14 protein-coding genes and 1 riboswitch are annotated in these 18,555 nt (G+C 44.4%); of the genes, 3 read left to right on the top strand and 11 right to left on the bottom strand.

Features of this window, described 5'->3' with window-relative positions:
• Positions 1-151: 151 nt before the first annotated feature.
• The 8 genes from cobO to AAEY98_RS01460 form a co-directional block, all read right to left on the bottom strand.
• Complete coding sequence (cobO, locus tag AAEY98_RS01495) at positions 152-790, bottom strand: cob(I)yrinic acid a,c-diamide adenosyltransferase (RefSeq protein ID WP_101085867.1); 639 nt, start codon at positions 788-790, stop codon at positions 152-154.
• Positions 787-2,358 carry a cobyric acid synthase gene (locus tag AAEY98_RS01490; protein ID WP_351014657.1) on the bottom strand — a complete coding sequence of 524 codons (1,572 nt, stop codon included), beginning with the start codon at positions 2,356-2,358 and terminating at the stop codon, positions 787-789. The genes cobO and AAEY98_RS01490 overlap by 4 nt, the downstream gene beginning before the upstream one ends.
• On the bottom strand, positions 2,358-2,888 hold the full coding sequence (cobU, locus tag AAEY98_RS01485) for a bifunctional adenosylcobinamide kinase/adenosylcobinamide-phosphate guanylyltransferase (protein ID WP_101085869.1): 531 nt from the start codon (positions 2,886-2,888) through the stop codon (positions 2,358-2,360). The genes AAEY98_RS01490 and cobU overlap by 1 nt, the downstream gene beginning before the upstream one ends.
• Positions 2,888-3,673 carry an adenosylcobinamide-GDP ribazoletransferase gene (locus tag AAEY98_RS01480; RefSeq protein ID WP_011636351.1) on the bottom strand — a complete coding sequence of 262 codons (786 nt, stop codon included), beginning with the start codon at positions 3,671-3,673 and terminating at the stop codon, positions 2,888-2,890. The genes cobU and AAEY98_RS01480 overlap by 1 nt, the downstream gene beginning before the upstream one ends.
• A 9-nt stretch (positions 3,674-3,682) precedes the next feature.
• Positions 3,683-4,738 (bottom strand): nicotinate-nucleotide--dimethylbenzimidazole phosphoribosyltransferase, encoded by a 1,056-nt coding sequence (gene cobT / locus AAEY98_RS01475; RefSeq protein ID WP_351014656.1) that lies wholly within the window; start codon positions 4,736-4,738, stop codon positions 3,683-3,685.
• 129 nt (positions 4,739-4,867) lie between these two features.
• Positions 4,868-5,974: a FecCD family ABC transporter permease gene (locus AAEY98_RS01470; RefSeq protein ID WP_351014655.1), complete on the bottom strand. Its 1,107-nt coding sequence runs from the start codon at positions 5,972-5,974 to the stop codon at positions 4,868-4,870.
• Positions 5,967-6,776, bottom strand: a complete 810-nt coding sequence (locus AAEY98_RS01465; protein ID WP_101085873.1) for an ABC transporter ATP-binding protein — start codon at positions 6,774-6,776, stop codon at positions 5,967-5,969. The genes AAEY98_RS01470 and AAEY98_RS01465 overlap by 8 nt, the downstream gene beginning before the upstream one ends.
• A gap of 79 nt (positions 6,777-6,855) precedes the next feature.
• Positions 6,856-6,976, bottom strand: a riboswitch (cobalamin riboswitch).
• 218 nt (positions 6,977-7,194) lie between these two features.
• Positions 7,195-7,938: a histidine phosphatase family protein gene (locus AAEY98_RS01460; RefSeq protein WP_351014653.1), complete on the bottom strand. Its 744-nt coding sequence runs from the start codon at positions 7,936-7,938 to the stop codon at positions 7,195-7,197.
• 283 nt (positions 7,939-8,221) lie between these two features.
• Here AAEY98_RS01460 and metH point away from each other — a divergent pair, with 283 nt between their 5' ends.
• The 3 genes from metH to AAEY98_RS01445 all read left to right on the top strand — a co-directional run bounded on the left by metH (position 8,222) and on the right by AAEY98_RS01445 (position 14,199).
• Complete coding sequence (metH, locus tag AAEY98_RS01455) at positions 8,222-11,938, top strand: methionine synthase (protein ID WP_351014651.1); 3,717 nt, start codon at positions 8,222-8,224, stop codon at positions 11,936-11,938.
• A 554-nt stretch (positions 11,939-12,492) separates the two neighbouring features.
• Positions 12,493-13,014 carry a DUF6795 domain-containing protein gene (locus tag AAEY98_RS01450; protein ID WP_351014649.1) on the top strand — a complete coding sequence of 174 codons (522 nt, stop codon included), beginning with the start codon at positions 12,493-12,495 and terminating at the stop codon, positions 13,012-13,014.
• Between the two features lie 24 nt (positions 13,015-13,038).
• Positions 13,039-14,199 carry a lipase family protein gene (locus AAEY98_RS01445; protein WP_123883820.1) on the top strand — a complete coding sequence of 387 codons (1,161 nt, stop codon included), beginning with the start codon at positions 13,039-13,041 and terminating at the stop codon, positions 14,197-14,199.
• Between the two features lie 209 nt (positions 14,200-14,408).
• On the opposite strand, the gene trxC is transcribed toward AAEY98_RS01445, so the two are convergent.
• The 3 genes from trxC to AAEY98_RS01430 form a co-directional block, all read right to left on the bottom strand.
• Positions 14,409-14,831, bottom strand: a complete 423-nt coding sequence (gene trxC, locus AAEY98_RS01440; protein ID WP_350977892.1) for a thioredoxin TrxC — start codon at positions 14,829-14,831, stop codon at positions 14,409-14,411.
• 713 nt (positions 14,832-15,544) lie between these two features.
• Complete coding sequence (locus AAEY98_RS01435; RefSeq protein ID WP_123777245.1) at positions 15,545-16,153, bottom strand: tetratricopeptide repeat protein; 609 nt, start codon at positions 16,151-16,153, stop codon at positions 15,545-15,547.
• 672 nt (positions 16,154-16,825) lie between these two features.
• Positions 16,826-18,529, bottom strand: a complete 1,704-nt coding sequence (locus AAEY98_RS01430; RefSeq protein WP_351014646.1) for an amidase — start codon at positions 18,527-18,529, stop codon at positions 16,826-16,828.
• Between the last annotated feature and the right edge of the window lie 26 nt (positions 18,530-18,555).

Raw genomic sequence — 18,555 nt, 5'->3', positions numbered from 1 at the left:
GGCGCAGGTATCCGAAATATGCCTTGCGAGCAGAGCAAGTGAGTTGATTAACTTGTTAAGTGTGAGTAGCTTAAACCCATTATGTTTAAAGCGTTCAACAGCACCAACAAACGTCGTAGTCGCAGGCCATAATTAAAAATAAAAAATAACTTTAATAATCAAAGCCTAACTGGGCTTTAATACCTTCGTTAAACGCATGTTTAATCGGCTGTACTTCGCTGACCGTATCGGCCAACTCAATGATGTCACGATGACAAGCGCGGCCAGTAATAATCACATGCTGCATCGCTGGGCGATTTCTTAATGCCGTTAATACTCGCTCAAGTTCGATATAGTGGTAACTGACCATGTAAGTCAGCTCATCAAGCAGCACCATATTAATCGATTCGTCTTTAAGCAACTTTTCTGCTTCAAGCCAGGCTTCCATTGCGGCTTGGGTGTCTTTTTCTTTGTCTTGAGTTTCCCAGGTAAAGCCGGTACCCATTACATGGAATGGCACTCCAGCACCTTCGAGTAAATTACGTTCACCACAAGCCCAAGTGCCTTTAATAAATTGCACCACTGCGGCTTTATGACCATGGCCCACAGCGCGGGTAATCGAACCAAAACCAGATGTCGATTTGCCTTTTCCGTTACCGGTTAGTACCAGCAAAATACCTTTTTCGTCTTGCGCTGCGGCAATTTTGGCATCAACGCCCACTTTGACTTTCTGCTGGCGGGCTTTATGACGTTCAGCTTTGCTTGCATCAATAGTGTTAGCTTGTTCATTTTCGTGGTTATCAGTTGTCATGAGATTATTCCTTTCAATGTATTCATGTCCAAATGCGCTTCTAATACGTCGGCAAGACGATTTAGTTGCTGCTCGCGAATTTGGTTAATATCGATAGTATGGCGACTGTCTAAGCCAGCCCATTGCAAAATAAGTTGGCATGCAGCGGGATGGTCAAATAATCCATGCACATAGGTCGCTAAAATTTGTTGATCATTACTCACCATGCCATCAAGCTTGGACATCGCCATTGGCTGCTGGGCGTATTGTTCAATCGATAGCGGCTGGATAACGTCGCTTTGAGTGAGTGAAGACTCACCACAATGGATCTCGTAACCACTAAACTCTGCCTGCTGGTCTTGTAAGCGTAAGTGACCCCTTACTTGAGTTAAGGTTTTGCTGGCAGTTAATACGGTAGTAATCGGTAATAAGCCCAATCCGTCACTGCAACCAGCATTATCTTCAATACCTAAAGGATCATCAATAAGCTCACCGAGCATTTGGTAACCGCCACAAATTCCGATGACTTTACCGCCATAACGTAAATGTTTTGTTAAGGCGATGTCCCAACCTTGCTCACGCACAAAAGCTAAATCTGCACGAACATTCTTACTGCCAGGTAATATGACTAAATCTGCAGCGGGCCAATGGGATGATTGAGCCATGCTCTGCATACTCACATAATGAAAATCAATATGTGGGTGTAAACGCAGCGGATCAAAGTCGGTATGATTACTGATCCTTGGGTACACTAACACCAATACAGACATACGCTGGTTGGTAGATAATGCTGTCGGTAATGAACTTTGAGGGGTATCAATTAACGCATCTTCAGCGTCTAGATGTAGATCGTGCAAATATGGTAATACGCCTAATACAGGTTTGTTGGTATAGGCTTCAAGCCAATCAATTCCTGGCTGCAACAAGCTGATATCACCGCGAAAACGATTTATCACAAAGCCTTTTACTCGCGCTTGCTCAGACGGGCTTAATAATGCCAACGTACCAACTAAATGGGCGAACACACCGCCTTTATCAATATCAGCAATAATGATCACTGGGCAATCTGCCTCTTCGGCAAAGCCCATATTGGCAATATCACCTTCACGTAAATTGATTTCTGCCGGACTGCCCGCCCCTTCAATCACCACTAACGAGTATTGTTGCTGCAAGCGCCTGTAAGATTGCATCACTGCCGCTAAGGCTAAGGTTTTATAACCATAACTCTCGGGTCCGAAAAAGGCCTTGGCTTCTAATGTAGTTAACGCTTTACCGTGAATAATCACCTGGGCGCCAGTGTCTGAACTTGGCTTTAATAATACGGGGTTAAAATCTGTATGGGGTGCTAAACCACAAGCAATAGCTTGCAATGCTTGGGCTCGGCCAATTTCACCGCCATCGGCAGTTACAGCACTGTTTAGCGCCATATTTTGTGGTTTAAAAGGCGCGACATTAATGTTTTGACGGGAAAATAAACGACATAAACCTGCTACAAGCGTACTTTTACCTGCATCAGAGGTGGTGCCTTGCACCATTAATGCGCCACGTAATGTTGGAGCTTTTGGAGATTGATCGTCAACCAATGACATTATGCTTTTAAGGCCAACGGTAGGCCTGCGACCACCAAAGTGACTTGATCAGATATTGCGGCTATTTCTTGGTTGAGCCAGCCCGCTTCATCAACAAAACGACGATTTAACTCACCCATGGGAACTATGCCCGAGCCCACTTCATTACTGACTAACACCACATCGCTTTGCAAAGCAGACAAACTGTCGATGAGTAATGACTTTTGCGTGGCCCACGAGGCGCCGTCATTTAACAATAAGTGATTGGTTAATAATAACGTCAGGCAATCGAGCAATATGACTTGTTGTGGTTTATCTATCGCCACCAATGTTTGGCCAACGTCATAAGCTTGTTCGTGCAATGTCCAGCTATGGACGCTGGACATACGGTCTTGTTGGTGTTGATTAATGCGCGCAGACATTTCATGGTCTAACGCTGTGGCTGTGGCTAAGTAAACACATGAATAACCAATAGCAGCGTATTCCGCCACACATTGCTCTGCATATCGACTTTTACCGCTACGCGCACCGCCTAACACCAAATGAATCATTAGCTTAATCCAACCGCTAAAATAACTAAGTAACAACACACTTCGCTGATTTGCTGCGCAGCGCCTAGTGTGTCACCGGTGTAGCCACCAATTTGTTTGCGGAAAAAGCCACCTAACAAAATGCGTACTAGCCACAAGGTAATAAACAGCACAAATGCCGCGACACCATTAAGCCATAACAACACAAAAATACCGCTGGCGATTAAAATAAATAAATCATTTAATTGCTGATCTTGGGCAATCGGCTTTGACTTGCTGGTGTCGTCATCTCGGACGTATTGCTCACTAAAAATCAAGCTTGATGCCACAACGCGGCTGAGTGTATGGCCTGCTACAAGCGCACTGACCGCAGCCATTGGGCTATATAAAGCCAGCTCGACTAGCAATTGCCATTTTAGCAATAACACTAATCCCAGCGACAAGGCACCATAACTGCCCAAACGCGAATCTTTCATGATGCGCAGCTTGTCTTCTACCGTCCAACCACCACCAAAACCATCTGCGGTATCGGCTAAGCCGTCTTCATGGAAGGCGCCGGTCACTAATACACCCGCCACCATGGCTAATAAAATGGCAATGCTTGCCGGTAAAATCAGCTGTGCAAGCCAAAATACCAACGCACAAATTAAGCCAATGAGTAAGCCCACTAAACCAAAATAACGGCTAGCTTTGTTGAGCTTATCGCTATCAATCACCACCCACGATGGAACGGGGATCCGAGTAAAAAAACTCATCGCCACAAAAAATAAATTTAACTGCCGCAACCATTTTATCTCGCCAGACATGTTGTTCCCTTAAACCACATTATTAACGCCAGCATCATCGAAACTGGCCATTTGATTGTAAAAATTCACCGCAGCTTGAATTAACGGTAACGCTAACGCAGCGCCAGTGCCTTCTCCAAGTCTTAATCCCAGCGACAACAATGGTGTTGCTTGTAGCTGTTGTAACAGAAGCTTATGTCCTTGCTCTTGCGACTCATGAGCAAAAACTAAATAGTCTCTTGATTGTGGAGATAATTTTACCGCAACTAATGCTGCAGCAGTAGCGATAAAACCATCAATCACCACTAATATTTTTTGTTCCGCAGCCGCCAGTATCGCCCCGGTCATTTGCACTATTTCAAAACCGCCAACGTGAGCCAAAATTGCTTCAGGAGAAACTAACTCATGTTGATGTAAATCAAGTGCTTGGTTAATGAGTTTTGTTTTGATCACCAAAGTTGCATCATCTATTCCCGTGCCTCGACCGACACATTGCTCAACATCAATATTGAGCATAGCTGACATTACCGCAGTCGCAGCAGAAGTATTGCCGATACCCATTTCACCTAAAGCAATTAAATTGCACCCAACATCAACATGGCGAGCAATCAACTGTCGAGTAAATTCAAAACCTTGGGCGACTTTTTCAAGTGGCATAGCCGCAGCTAAATGCATAGCCTTAGTGCCTGCGCCTAAGCGTTGGTCGATAACATTGGCTTGGCCTGTAAGCGGTTGTAATATTCCGCAATCGATAATTTCAAGCTCAAACCCGACTTGGCGACAAAACACATTAATTGCCGCGCCGCCTTGGACAAAATTATGCACCATTTGAGTGGTCACTTCGCTTGGCGCAATCGACACGCCGTAAGCGGCAATACCATGGTCAGCAGCAAACACTAACATCGTTGGCTTAGTGATTTGCAGCGGTGTGCTTAACGACTGTTTATCGCCGCGGTACTGCACCCGAGCAATTTGTAATGCCAACGATTCTAGTTGCCCTAACGCCCCTAATGGTTTGGTTTTTTGATTAATCTTATGTTGAATATTGGCATCAACATCTGACTTAACAGCTTCTATGACAAACATGAAAACTCCAGCAATTTGGGCAGATAAATTCAATATGATGTATTGCAGCACTCATCCAATTCTTATAAAAGTACCTCTCTAAACGCTTATTAAAGTGATTAGAGAAGTACTTATCAAAAGGCTTAGCGTTTAACGGCGTTGACGCAAAATAAACAAGAAAAATACGCTGCCCAATGCAGCAGTAATAATACCGACAGGCAATTCTTGGTTAAATAAAATGCATCGTGCTATCACGTCAATCCACACCATAAATAAGCCACCCAACATCGCGGTTAAGATCATCGGCTGACGTCCGGAAAATAATAGCCTAACCGTATGCGGGATCATCAAACCAACAAAACCAATGCCACCACAAGTTGCCACCAACATTGCCGTAATAAGCGAACACAGTAACAACATACTTAAGCGCAATTTTGCGACATTAATCCCTAATGTATGAGCCGTTTCATCACCGGCTTGCAGCGCCATAATTTGCCGCCTGAACGCCAACATAACCAATAAACTAACCCCTACCGTCACACTGGGTAAGAGTAAATTAGACCAACTGGCTTTAGCAAAACTGCCTAAACTCCAAAACAGTACTGACGCCGCAGCTTGAGGGGTTGAAAAATACAACAGCAAGCTAGTCAATGCCCCAAACAGAAACGACGTTGCTACACCAGACAGCAACATACGTTCAACTTGGCTACTTCGACCAGGTCCCGACAAAATAAACACCACCAACACCGATAAACTGGCGCCGATGAATGCTCCTATCGGTATGCTTAATGTCGACCAAGACCACCAAGGTTGCGCGGTAAAGCTTGGCGCTATAGTCAATACACCAGAAAACATTTCGGCAAACAAACCGGTTTGACTGAATAACGACACCACCAGCACTGCACCAAATGACGCCCCGGAGCTAATGCCAAACAAATACGGGTCGGCCAACGGGTTGCGGGTCACGGTTTGTAATACACTGCCTGCTATAGACAACCCTGCGCCAGCCACAAAGGCCAACAAAATTCTCGGTAAGCGTAATTCAAGCACAATGCGTTGGGTTATCGTAACCGCATGTTCACTGCCTTCAATCGCACTCGGCATGTCGCCGCCCAATAAGGTATTAAATATCATTAATACGTCATTAAGATGAATGTTAGCCGCCCCAAAACTGGCGGCAAATACCGGGGTAAGCAGGGTAGCCAATACCAACAAGCTGAAACAAACATAGTAGCGACGTTGCGATGCATCAATCATGATCGGGGCATCCTTTCTGACTCGGTTGGTAACCATAAAAATAACTGATCAGCGGCTTACCGTGTTGTGGGTGAAGATTAATGTCGCAGCACACACCAAACACGTCACTAATTTGCCGCTCGGTTAGCACTTCTGTTGGGGTACCTTTAGCAATTAATCGTCCTTGGTCGAGTAGCAGTAATTTATCGCACATTGCACTGGCTAAATTCAGATCGTGTATAGAAGCAATAACACTGATGCCTAAAGATGCAACGAGTTCAAGAATTTGAATTTGATAACGAATATCTAAGTGATTGGTCGGTTCATCTAAAATAAGAATATGCGGCTGTTGCACAATGGCGCGGGCAATTAGGGCACGTTGTTTTTCACCGCCAGATAACAGTTCATATTGTTGCTGAGCTTTTTGCTGTAATCCAACTTTGGTTAAGGCACTCACCACACGTTCACGGTCTTGGGCTGTGTTTGAGTCAAACAAGCCTTTATGCGGAGTAAGCCCCATCGACACTAATTGCTCGGTGGTCATGTCAAAATAATGCGGGGTATCTTGTTGCACCACAGCAATATTCTGCGCTAACAACTTAGAGGAATACTCACTGATGGGTTTAGAAAATATCTCAATATCGCCGCTGGTCGGCACAATATAGCGATATAAGCAGCGTAACAGGCTCGACTTGCCTGCGCCATTGGGACCAATTAGTCCTAGCATCTGGCCTTTAGGCAAACTGAAATGAATGTCCGCCAGAATCGTTTTATTATCGACTTGCCAAAAAAGATGATTTACATCTAATACAGATTCAGACATGAAAGTTAGCCCGCCATGTCCAATTAATTAACACAAACATCTATTTAATAACTCCCCTAAGTCACCCGCTTAGGCATGGATATTGAGGCGATTCAAAGCTGGTATCTGACTTATGTCCCCATATTCGATGGGTACATCTACAGTTGCGGGTACAGTTTGGGCTTATCCCAATTCCCAATACCTTGAAAGGCACTATGGTTTCGACGCAGATTATTACGACAATTATGACGCAAATAACTATTCAAATAACGGCGCTGATAACTTTGCAAATAACTTTGCAAATAACTTTGCAAATAACTATGCAAATTGTGACACTAATGACTACGCAAGTTATGGCGCAGATTATTATGCAAATTATTACGCAAATTATGGCGCAAAAATAATGACTCTATGGTTATAACGCTCAGCCAATGAAGTGTTACGGCCAATGTAATGTAAAGCTCACTTCAGCGGTATTGCTATTCATTGCTGTCGCTTGAAAAGCGTCAACCTTATCAACATCATCAGGCCAATAGACATCGAGCACCATAATAGCAGCATAGGGGATCGCTAGGTTAGCGAATAATCCGCTAGATTGGCCAACCTTAAGCACATAGCCCATTAAGCAACGCATCACCCCACCGTGAGTAACCACTAACGCATGGGGACAATCGACAGCTTGAGCAGTTTGCGGCAAGCTTTGCCCTTGTTGTTCGTCGATAGACAGTAAACAAGAGTGCTGCTGATGACGTGAGCGCCACAGTTCATTAACCACGCTCATGAGCCCGGCTTCTACTCGCGCAGCAAAATCGCTTACCGACTCGGCTTTATCAGGCGTGCTATCAGCCAACCATGGGTTATGCCAGTAAGCATCAAATTTACCTGGATTTTGCTGATAAATTGCATCAAACGATTGCCCATCCCACACACCAAAATCAATTTCTTGCAGTGCTGTTATGGTCGTTAACGGTAATGTTAATCGCTGCGTTAAAGGGCGACTGAATTGCTGACACCGTTGCAATGGCGAACTAAACACATGGCTAATGGGGAATTGTAGTTCAGCAAACGCTTGCTGCATTTGGGCCATTCCAGTGTCGGTGAGCTTTACATCGGTTTGGCCGCGAAATATTGCCCCACCTTCGCATTCTCCATGGCGCATTAATATTATCTTGGCTTGTTTCATTTAATTCAGCCTTGCTCTAGTGATAAAAACTCGCGTACTATGGACGTCTATACGTTTATATGTCTAAAATACTATCTTAAAAGATAATCATTTAGAAGATAATCATTGTACGCAGTAATTGTCCAAGGCAATTGCCTGCAACGGTTAAAGCAATCGTTGTGTATAACTGTTATTTACAACACTTGTGCACAGCAATGATGTTATCGCCCTACTATTGTAAAAATAAGGGTATGCTTATCTCAATCAAGGTATCAAGCAACATAGTGATAAAAAGGTAACTGTTATGGCGAAATCGACTTCTTACAGTCAAACACTTAAACAACTTAATGCATTGTTAGCGCAGCGTATTGTGATTTTAGATGGCGCCATGGGCACCATGATCCAAGACTATAAGTTGGAAGAAGAAGATTATCGTGGCGAGCGTTTTAAAGATTGGCATTGCGATGTTAAAGGCAACAACGACTTATTAGTACTCAGCCAACCGCAAATCATTAAAGATATTCATACTCAGTACCTGCTAAACGGTGCCGACATTATTGAAACCAACACATTTAATGCCACCACCATTGCCATGGCCGACTACGATATGCAGTCGCTAGCCGCTGAAATTAACCTTGCTGGCGCTCGAGTCGCCCGCCAAGCGGCCGACGAAGTGGCCGCGCAAACAGGTTCACCACGTTATGTTGCTGGTGTATTAGGCCCAACCAACCGTACTTGCTCTATCAGTCCAGACGTCAACGACCCAGCGTTTCGTAATGTCAGTTTCGACCAATTAGTCGACGCTTATGTCGAATCCACCAGCGCCTTAATTGAAGGTGGCGCCGATATCATTTTGGTTGAAACCATTTTTGATACTTTAAACGCCAAAGCCGCCCTATTTGCGATTGAAAAAGTATTCGATCAACTTGGCGATCGCCTACCCGTTATGATCTCTGGCACTATTACCGACGCGTCTGGTCGTACATTAACCGGCCAAACCACCGAAGCCTTTTATAACTCTTTACGCCACATCAAGCCGTTATCGATTGGCCTTAACTGCGCCCTCGGACCAAAAGAGCTGCGCCCGTACGTTGAAGAATTATCACGTATTGCCGAATGTTATGTCTCTGCCCACCCAAATGCTGGCTTACCCAACGAATTTGGTGGCTACGATGAAACCCCAGAAGAAATGGCCGAAGTCATTAATCAATGGGCGCAAGAAGGCATGCTCAATATTGTCGGCGGTTGTTGTGGTAGTACACCCGCACACATTAGTGCTATTCGTGAAGCGGTACTCAGACACGAACCAAGACAGATACCAGATATACCTGTGGCGTGTCGTTTATCGGGCCTAGAGCCACTCACCATCGACAAAAACTCGTTATTTGTTAACGTCGGTGAACGCGCTAACGTGACCGGTTCGGCTAAGTTTTTGCGCTTAATTAAAGAAGAAAAGTTTGAAGAAGCCTTAGATGTCGTGCGCGAGCAGGTTGAAAATGGCGCACAAATTATCGACGTCAACATGGATGAAGGTATGCTTGATGGCGTGGCGTCAATGGCGAAGTTTTTAAACTTAATCGCCTCTGAGCCCGACATCTCCCGCGTGCCCATCATGATTGACTCATCAAAGTGGGAAGTGATTGAAGCTGGGCTTAAATGCGTTCAAGGCAAGTCGATTGTTAACTCTATTTCGATGAAAGAAGGCGAAGCCAAATTTATTGAACAAGCCACCTTAGTAAAACGCTATGGTGCGGCAGCCATTATAATGGCCTTTGACGAAGACGGCCAAGCCGATACACGTGAGCGTAAAACCCAAATCTGTACCCGTGCTTATCGCATTTTGGTTGATGTTGTTGGCTTTCCACCAGAAGACATTATTTTTGACCCTAACATTTTCGCCATTGCCACCGGTATTGATGAACACGACAACTATGCAGTCGACTTTATCGAATCGATAAAAGACATAAAAGCCACCTTGCCACACGCAATGATCTCAGGCGGCGTGTCTAACGTGTCATTCTCGTTCCGCGGTAACAACCCAGTACGCGAAGCCATTCACGCGGTGTTTTTATACCATGCCATTCAAGCCGGCATGGACATGGGTATTGTTAACGCTGGTCAGTTAGCCATATACGATGATATTGAACCAGAGCTCAAAAAACGGGTTGAAAACGTAGTTCAAAACTTACCATGTCCGGTAGCCGACTCAAACAACACCGAGCAGCTACTCGACATCGCTGAAAGCTTTAGAGGCGATGGCTCACAAGTGGCCAAAAAAGAAGATTTAGCTTGGCGCAGCTGGCCGGTATCCAAACGTTTGTCACACGCATTGGTTAAAGGCATTACCGAATTTATTGATGAAGACACCGAAGCTGCTCGTCAAGAAGCCGTGCGCCCGCTCGATGTTATCGAAGGACCGCTAATGGATGGCATGAACGTGGTCGGCGACTTATTTGGTGCTGGCAAAATGTTCTTACCGCAAGTGGTCAAATCGGCACGAGTAATGAAAAAAGCCGTCGCTTACCTAAACCCATATATTGAGCTTGAAAAGGTTGCTGGCCAGTCAAACGGGCGAATTTTAATGGTCACCGTAAAAGGTGATGTGCATGACATCGGTAAAAATATTGTTGGAGTAGTACTTGCCTGTAACGGCTACGAAGTGGTCGATCTTGGGGTCATGGTATCTGTCGATAAAATTCTAGATGCAGTAAAAGAGCATAATATCGACATCATCGGCATGTCTGGTTTAATCACGCCAAGCTTGGATGAAATGGTCCACAACGTGAAAACCTTCCACCGTGAAGGCTTAACCATCCCTGCTATTATCGGTGGTGCAACCTGCTCTAAAATTCATACTGCAGTAAAAATAGCACCGCATTACCCACACGGCGCCATTTACATTGCCGATGCATCTCGCGCTGTACCTATGGTGTCTAAGCTGATTAATAACGCCACTCGCCAAGCAACCATCGACGAAGCCTACGCAGAATACGACATGATGCGTGAAAAACGTTTGTCGCAAACCAAGCGTAAAACCATCGTGTCGATTGAAGCCGCGCGTGACAATCGCTGTAAACACGACTGGGAAAACTACACCCCATTTACGCCTAATGTATTAGGTCGCCAGGTGTTTGATGACTATCCATTAGAAGACCTAGTCGAACGTATCGATTGGACACCGTTCTTTAGAAGCTGGGAACTGCACGGTCATTACCCTGAAATTTTAAAAGACAAAGTCGTTGGTGAAGAAGCGGTTAAATTGTTTGCCGACGGCCAAGCCATGCTGAAACAAATTATTGCTGAAAAATGGCTTACCGCCAAAGCCGTAATCGGTTTATTCCCAGCCAATACCGTCAACCATGACGACATTGAACTGTATACCGATGAAAGCCGCACCACATTAGAAATGACCACCCATCATTTACGTATGCAGCTTGAACGCGTGGGTAACGACAACTTCTGTTTATCAGACTTTGTCGCTCCAAAAGATTCAGGCGTTGCTGATTACATGGGCGGTTTTGCGGTAACGACGGGTCACGGTATTGATGAACATGTTGCCCGCTTTGAAGCCAATCACGATGACTACAACGCGATTATGCTTAAATGCTTAGCAGACCGTTTAGCCGAAGCTTTTGCCGAGCGCATGCACGAACGTGTTCGTAAAGAGTTTTGGGGTTATGCCGCGGATGAAGTGCTCGATAACGAAGCGCTAATTCGCGAACGTTATAAAGGCATTCGCCCAGCGCCAGGTTATCCAGCATGCCCAGACCACACTGAAAAAGGTTTGTTATGGGATTTACTCAAACCCGATGAAACGATTGATTTGAACATCACCGAGAGCTTCGCCATGTACCCAACCGCAGCGGTATCTGGCTGGTACTTTGCCCATCCAAAATCACGCTATTTTGGCGTGACCAATATTGGTAAAGATCAGGTAGAAGATTATGCCCAGCGTAAAGGCATGACGTTGGCAGAAGCAGAGAAGTGGTTGTCACCGATATTGGACTATGATCCCGAATAGATTTATTTCGAATAGAATGAGATCAAGAGTAGAAAGAGATCCTGAATAAAGAGAGACCCAGAGTAGATAGTGCTTCTGAATAAAGAGTGCTCGCAATTAGAGAGTAATTAAAAATAAAGAGTAACCTTGAGTCATCACGGTTACTCTTTTTTATGTCCAAACTTCGTTTGGATTTTGGTCAAAAGGCTCCATACTGCACGGGTCAAATCAAGCGTTATTCCGGCAATGCTTTTTATCCGGGATCCAGCTTCGTCGTTTTTACAATAAATAACTTAAAACGTCTTTGATCTTCTCAATTTAATTTACTGCTGGATAAAATAAAAATATCTCAACTGGACATACCCTTTTCATCATTACACTATAAAAAATAGTCATTTATAATAATAGATACCCTTAAAGAATCACTCTACAATAACTTCGTTTAAATAATAATCATATGAATTAAAAAGCAGGGAGTTGCTTCATCTATGGCCTATAGAGCATATATTGGGATTTTTGCATTCCTGTGTCTGATTGTCGCCGTTAGTTGCTACTCGGAGGAGTCAATGTTTAGCATGTTTAAAAAAGTCGATGTCGAAGTATTTCCTGAAGTGATAGGTAGCTTAACCCATGAGGGAAAACCTCTAGCCGGTATTAAGCTAAAAAGAGGTTATCAATACTCTGGTGTCATGGAAGAAAAAGAATGGGACTACACCACTACAGACGCTGATGGAAAATTTAGCTTTCCTGAAATCATTTACAGCACAGCACATCCAAATAAGCCTTTTGCAGAAACACGTGTATCTCAAACTATTAAAGTGGATGAAAATGAAGAGTCAGACATCATTGAAGCTGCTAAAGATGAGTATTCTGAAGTAATACTTTGGGCATCGATATCTAGGGGCGAGAAACATATATCTTATCTCTCTGAGAGGCTAGCCAAATTAGATTGCGACTTATCGAATGAAGCCATCAGGAATGAAATCATTGATGAAGCGTTCCCTAGTGGGGTAGTGCGCTATAAGGTATTTAGTATTTGTCGCTGGCCAGTATTGGACGAACTAGAATTCGAGAAACATAAAAAATACGATAAATAAATTTTTAATTAACAAGGAACGTTTATGAATCAGTTATCACCCAAACTAACTTCTGAATTGGCATTTAGTGTTTACGATTTAATTAGTCCTGATGATACAAGACATTTTGGCAATCAATACATTAACAATCACTTTAACTTCCATAATGTTGGCATAGGAAAAACTGGCGGGTTTATTTTTAATCGCCAGTCAGGTTTTGCGGCGATGGGGTTAGGCAAAGGACAATACCAAGGAGATGCTATCATAGCGATCCGCGGCACAGAATTTAGTTCTGCAGCAGACTGGTCTACGAATGCGCAAGTTGGTTTAAGTGTCGGTGATGGTAGCCAAATAGTGCACGCTGGATTTAATAATGCTTTTACTTCATTAAGACCGCAGTTTGCGACTTTTTTAGATAAGTGGCGTACCTCAAATCCTGGTAAGGCGATACATTTTGTCGGACATAGCTTAGGAGGAGCAATTGCCTCACTTGCTGCCGACTGGGCATCTGTTAATAATTACGCTTCAAATATTAATTTATACACTTTTGGTGCCCCAAGAGTTGGACAACAAGGTTTTGCCACAGCTAACACCCATAGACTAAATCAAATTTTTCGCTGCACACACGGCGCCGATGTAGTCCCTAAAGTGCCTTTATGGCCTTTTATTCATGCGCCTTATCAAGGAGTGGAATATCGCTTAGATAACAGTCAAGGTTTGAGGATTAGTGCTCATGGTATGGATCCTAAAGCTGGAGCCGAACCAGGTTATTTAGTCTCTGCAAACACTGAGCATTGGGGCCATTTACATGTTAAAGCTAGCGAATATTTAAAGCCGGTAAAATTACGTTATGAAAACCGCAATCAAGCAAGCTATTCAGACCAGTGGAGTGACAAACTCAGCGCAGCATTAATTACGGTCTTAAAAGCGGCAGGCTATTATGGCGCAATTGTAGCGCAAGCGACGGCATCTTACGGTTTGACATTCTATGATCTTGTCGCTAAAACCCTTGAAAAAATTGCTGCCGCGGCAGATTCTTTCGCCGACGATGTCAGAGGACTACTTGGCCATATGTTGTCTTTTGCAGGAGCTGTAGTCACAACCGTAGTTGACTTAACTTATGCCACTATTCGAGCCATTTTCAATAAAATGCTTGCACGCTTATATAGCAGCGTGAAAGACGCGATTAAATCTGTACACAAGTAATAAACAATAATGACATTATTAAGGTCCTTGTCGCTGCAATATATAATCAGTGACCGGGACCTTTTATTTATATCTCCAAATACATGAGTAATCCCTTATCCCATCAACAGAATCATCATGTATAAGCACTAAACTCCCGAACTCTATTACCCAAGCATTAAGCTTTGCTTCATATTGATACTACAAATTTATCTTTACTGACATTAAGCTCATTTAATCGATTCAAGCCATTGGTTGAATGATGATGCAGGCAAAGCACCTGATTGCTGAGCCATAACCTTGCCTTGCTTAAATACCATCAGAGTTGGGATCGAACGAATATTAAATTGGGCAGCAAGGGCTTGTTGCTCTTCGGTGTTGAGCTTGCCGAAACGGAATTTGGGCTCCCACTTTTTAGCTGCTTGAGTAAATACCGGCGCAAAGTTTTTACACGGACCGCACCAGCTAGCCCAAAAGTCGACGACCAGCGGTAATTCTGATTTATTAGCATGGTGGCTAAAATTGACGGCTGTGAGCTCTATCGGTTCACCAACGAATAGGCTTTGTTTACACTTTCCGCAAGTTGGTTGTTGTTCAAGACGTTCTTCAGGTACGCGATTTAAGGTATCGCAATGGGGGCAAGCTATTATCATGATTAGACCTCATCAACTTCATTATCGAGACTCTTTAATCATAAACCTTGTTGGTGTGTTAAACGAATAATCGTTTTAATTTTTTTATCATATTATGGCCTGCGGGCACCAACGTCGTGGCGCTTCACCCACACCAGAGCAAAGGGGTAAAGCGCTTGTACCCCTTTGCAAACCCTCAGCGTTCCGGCAACTTTTTCGCTTTTTAACCAAACAATAGCAGCGAAAAATTGCGACGGAAATTAATCCAGCTTTGAACCTCGTTTGTAATCGGCCTCGGCCTTACTCGAAAATGCTAACGCTTTCGATGGTACATCCTGTACCGCGAAAGCTAGCAGGCCATCCATGGCCAGCTCACGCTATTTTCTTCAACGGCCTCAAGTTCAGTTTTGAATTCAAGCTTTTGCAAGCGTTACTAACTCGTTTGTGGACATTTCCGAGTTAGAACATTAATCAATTTATATTTTTTCAGATAAGGTTTTGTACTGAAAACTGCTGAGTCAGTGGTAAAATTCACAGCTCGACTTCACAATTGCACAGACTACTGTTCACAACTGATACCTTCTACTGGTGAGCTCGGCACACTCTGCTGATTAAATTGCCTTCTTCAGCGCAACAAAAAGCCCAATGATTGGGGCTAATTTAGGAGTGAATAAGTTAACAACATTAAACGCGACCTAAATTCGATTGGTCATACCTGTCCTGATAAATATTCTCTATTGGTTTTTTACACATTCACTAACAATAACTCCATAATTAGATATGTCTTTTCGCACCCTTAAAAAAATATTCCAAGTCCCCTTTATTACTTTTGCTATTCCTTTTACAACCTCACCACAAGAAATATCCAACCCACCACTCTCCTTTAGGGCTACATAGCTTCCAAGCCTAATTGATTTCTGATAGAGCTCTTTTGCTTTAGTTAAATTAGGTTGAACACCATGCCCGTAACGATAAATACGAGCTAACATCAATGTGGCTACTAGTCCGTCCATATTCGCAGCTATCAAATACAACTGTTTTGATTTTATGTAGTCTTGATCCACACCGACACCGAAAAAGTAAAGCCTTCCAAGAGCTGTATAAGCATACATATCATCACTTAAATCAATCGCTTTTTTATAATATGTAGCCGCTTTTGAAAAGTCTTGTTCAATAGTCGCTGTTGATGGCATTTCATACAGCCGCCCTATTTCGACCAATGCCTCATCTATTCCATTTTTAGCCATACTTTTATATAGATAAATAGCTTGGTCGTATTTATTTTCACTCACCAGACGTATTGCATCATCCCATAAAGACAGTTCATCATACTCTGGATGCATTATAGAGCCCTCTTCAGTTTATTCCTCCCCCAACACCAGATATTGAAACACATTAATGGTATGAGGAAAAGTAAGCCAAATGAAGTTCTACTGAACTGAGTGGGTAATCGGCCCTAACATTGAAAGGGGCATAAATGATTTGCATACTTTGCTTGCAGTTGGCCTGATTCAACTCTGAATTGAGGACGTTGAAGAAAATAGCGTGAGCCTGACAGGACGTCAGGCTAGCTTTCACGGTACAGGATGTACCATCGGAAGCATTAGCATTTTCGAATAAGGCTGAGGCAATCTACAAGCGAGGTCAAAAGCTGGATCTATTTCCGTCGCGACCTTTTCGCTGTTTGAAAATGTTGCCGGAACGCTGAGGGTTTGCAAAGGGGTACAAGCGCTTTACCCCTTTGCTCTGGTGTGGGCGAAGCGCCACGACGTTAGTGGCCGCAGGCCATAAAATCTAAAGAATAAAAAAAGAGCTGGATTCCGGCTCACAAGCATTATCGGAACGATAGTGGATTTGGTCCGTGCAGAGTGAAACTTGCGACTTTGATCTAGTGTGTATGATCCGCCCACTGTATATAGAAAATAAGTTAAAAATGTATCTATATTTGAGTTAAAAAAACGGGATTGGCGCGCAGTAACCAATCCCGTTTTTCAATTTATAGTGCTTAGTGCTTATCAGCTAAGCGCAGGTGTGCGTGTAGGGATCAGGCGCTTGCTGCCTGTCGCTTCAAATGCACCCGCAAACTTGAGTAGGTTGTTGTCGTCATAAGCACGGCCTGCAAAAGTCAAACCTACTGGCATGCCAATATCGGCCATTGTCCCCATCGGCACAGTAACCGTTGGTACACCTAAGTGGCGAATAGCAAGATTGCCATTAGCAACCCAAACACCGTTGCTCCACGCAATGTCAGCTGAAGCAGGATTAAGGTGCGCATCTGCAGGTCCCACATCTGCCATGGTTGGGAACAGCACTGCATCAAGTTTGTGCTCGTCCATCCAGTCTTCCAGATCCAGCTTGCGCGTCTTCTCTAAGCCGCGCAGACCATCCGGTATGCTATCGATTTGGTTATACGACTTGAGACCTCTTTTGGCCATGTTGACGTACTCATCCATGCCAGCAGCGAGGTCGCCTTCACGGTTTGGCAAGGTGCCTAAGTCATGCGGGAAAATCAAATGCCCATTAACGTCAGCTAATTTGTTCAGTTTAGGGTCATTGTTAGCACGTAAGAATTCATCTAAAGCCCACCCCGATAGAGCCCATAGCTCATCCTCGAGAAACTCAGGCGTGACGATGCCGCGATTGAACACAGTCGGTGCACCAGGTCGGTCACCTTCACAGTTGGAAACCAGCGGGAAGTCCACTTCAATGACCTCGGCTCCGGCAGATTCCAGCGCTTTGCGTGCTGCTTCCCAAAGGTCGATCACCGACGCACGAGTATGGATGCGCTGACCAGTCGGGCCGCCAATGCCTGGGTTTTCGCTGGTGCCAGCCAATTCATCTTTATTAATGTACATGCGTGGCACCCCAAAACGCTTGCCTTTAAGCGTGTCGGCTTGAGCTGCAAGATCCAGATACGATGCTGGACGCACGGTTGATGCTTTTGGGATATCAACCCAAGGTTGTAGACGCCATAAATCTCCGCGAGTGATAGGGTCATCTGCCACGATAACGTCAAGTACTTCAAGCATATCGGCCATAGTACGAGTATAAGGCACCACAACATCCATCGTAGGTGTTAACGGCCAGTTACCGCGCACAGAAATAACACCGCGTGATGGAGTATAAGCACACAGGCCATTGTTCGATGCAGGACCACGACCGCTCGACCATGTCTCCTCAGCTAGGCCGAAAGCAGAATAACTTGCGGCGGTACCAGTACCCGCGCCATTGGAAGAACCTGAGGCAAAGGGAGCGGTAAGATAATTAGCATTGTATGGGCTTTCGGCACGGCCATAGTGACCGCGCTGCATACCACCATTAGCCATAGGTGGCATGTTGGTTTTGCCCAAGCAAATAGCCCCCGCTTCGCGCAGACGTTCAACGGCAAATGCGTCGTATTGAGCAATTAAGTCCTTAAACGCTGGACTACCAGAAGCCGCAGTGAGCCCTTTAACTAAGTAGCTATCCTTCGTAGTGTAAGGAATACCATCGAGTGGACTCAGCGTTTCACCACGCGCTCGGCGCGCATCAGAAGCTTCAGCTTCCTTAATCGCATCTTGATTGTGAACCACCAGCGCATTTAGCTTGGTCTGTGTCGCTGGGCCGTCATAAACCTCAACCCGAGCTAAATAAGACTTCACTAACTCAACCGCTGTGGTGCGACCGGATTCGAGGGCTGCACGCAGCTCGGCAATAGAAACCTCAGTGACTTCGAACATGTTACGACCTCTTCTTAAAAGCCAAA

Source organism: Shewanella sp. AC91-MNA-CIBAN-0169 (assembly GCF_040310165.1).
GTDB lineage: Bacteria > Pseudomonadota > Gammaproteobacteria > Enterobacterales > Shewanellaceae > Shewanella.
The sequence above is the reverse complement of the archived record's forward strand: the minus strand, read 5'-3'. Positions and strand labels throughout refer to the sequence as shown.

What these genes read in the sequence shown, in the direction of transcription:
- cobO (WP_101085867.1), bottom strand. Translation starts at nt 790, where the DNA reads ATGACAACTGATAACCACGAAAATGAACAAGCTAACACTATTGATGCA.
- AAEY98_RS01490 (WP_351014657.1), bottom strand. Translation starts at nt 2,358, where the DNA reads ATGTCATTGGTTGACGATCAATCTCCAAAAGCTCCAACATTACGTGGC.
- cobU (WP_101085869.1), bottom strand. Translation starts at nt 2,888, where the DNA reads ATGATTCATTTGGTGTTAGGCGGTGCGCGTAGCGGTAAAAGTCGATAT.
- AAEY98_RS01480 (WP_011636351.1), bottom strand. Translation starts at nt 3,673, where the DNA reads ATGTCTGGCGAGATAAAATGGTTGCGGCAGTTAAATTTATTTTTTGTG.
- cobT (WP_351014656.1), bottom strand. Translation starts at nt 4,738, where the DNA reads ATGTTTGTCATAGAAGCTGTTAAGTCAGATGTTGATGCCAATATTCAA.
- AAEY98_RS01470 (WP_351014655.1), bottom strand. Translation starts at nt 5,974, where the DNA reads ATGATTGATGCATCGCAACGTCGCTACTATGTTTGTTTCAGCTTGTTG.
- AAEY98_RS01465 (WP_101085873.1), bottom strand. Translation starts at nt 6,776, where the DNA reads ATGTCTGAATCTGTATTAGATGTAAATCATCTTTTTTGGCAAGTCGAT.
- AAEY98_RS01460 (WP_351014653.1), bottom strand. Translation starts at nt 7,938, where the DNA reads ATGAAACAAGCCAAGATAATATTAATGCGCCATGGAGAATGCGAAGGT.
- metH (WP_351014651.1), top strand. Translation starts at nt 8,222, where the DNA reads ATGGCGAAATCGACTTCTTACAGTCAAACACTTAAACAACTTAATGCA.
- AAEY98_RS01450 (WP_351014649.1), top strand. Translation starts at nt 12,493, where the DNA reads ATGTTTAAAAAAGTCGATGTCGAAGTATTTCCTGAAGTGATAGGTAGC.
- AAEY98_RS01445 (WP_123883820.1), top strand. Translation starts at nt 13,039, where the DNA reads ATGAATCAGTTATCACCCAAACTAACTTCTGAATTGGCATTTAGTGTT.
- trxC (WP_350977892.1), bottom strand. Translation starts at nt 14,831, where the DNA reads ATGATAATAGCTTGCCCCCATTGCGATACCTTAAATCGCGTACCTGAA.
- AAEY98_RS01435 (WP_123777245.1), bottom strand. Translation starts at nt 16,153, where the DNA reads ATGCATCCAGAGTATGATGAACTGTCTTTATGGGATGATGCAATACGT.
- AAEY98_RS01430 (WP_351014646.1), bottom strand. Translation starts at nt 18,529, where the DNA reads ATGTTCGAAGTCACTGAGGTTTCTATTGCCGAGCTGCGTGCAGCCCTC.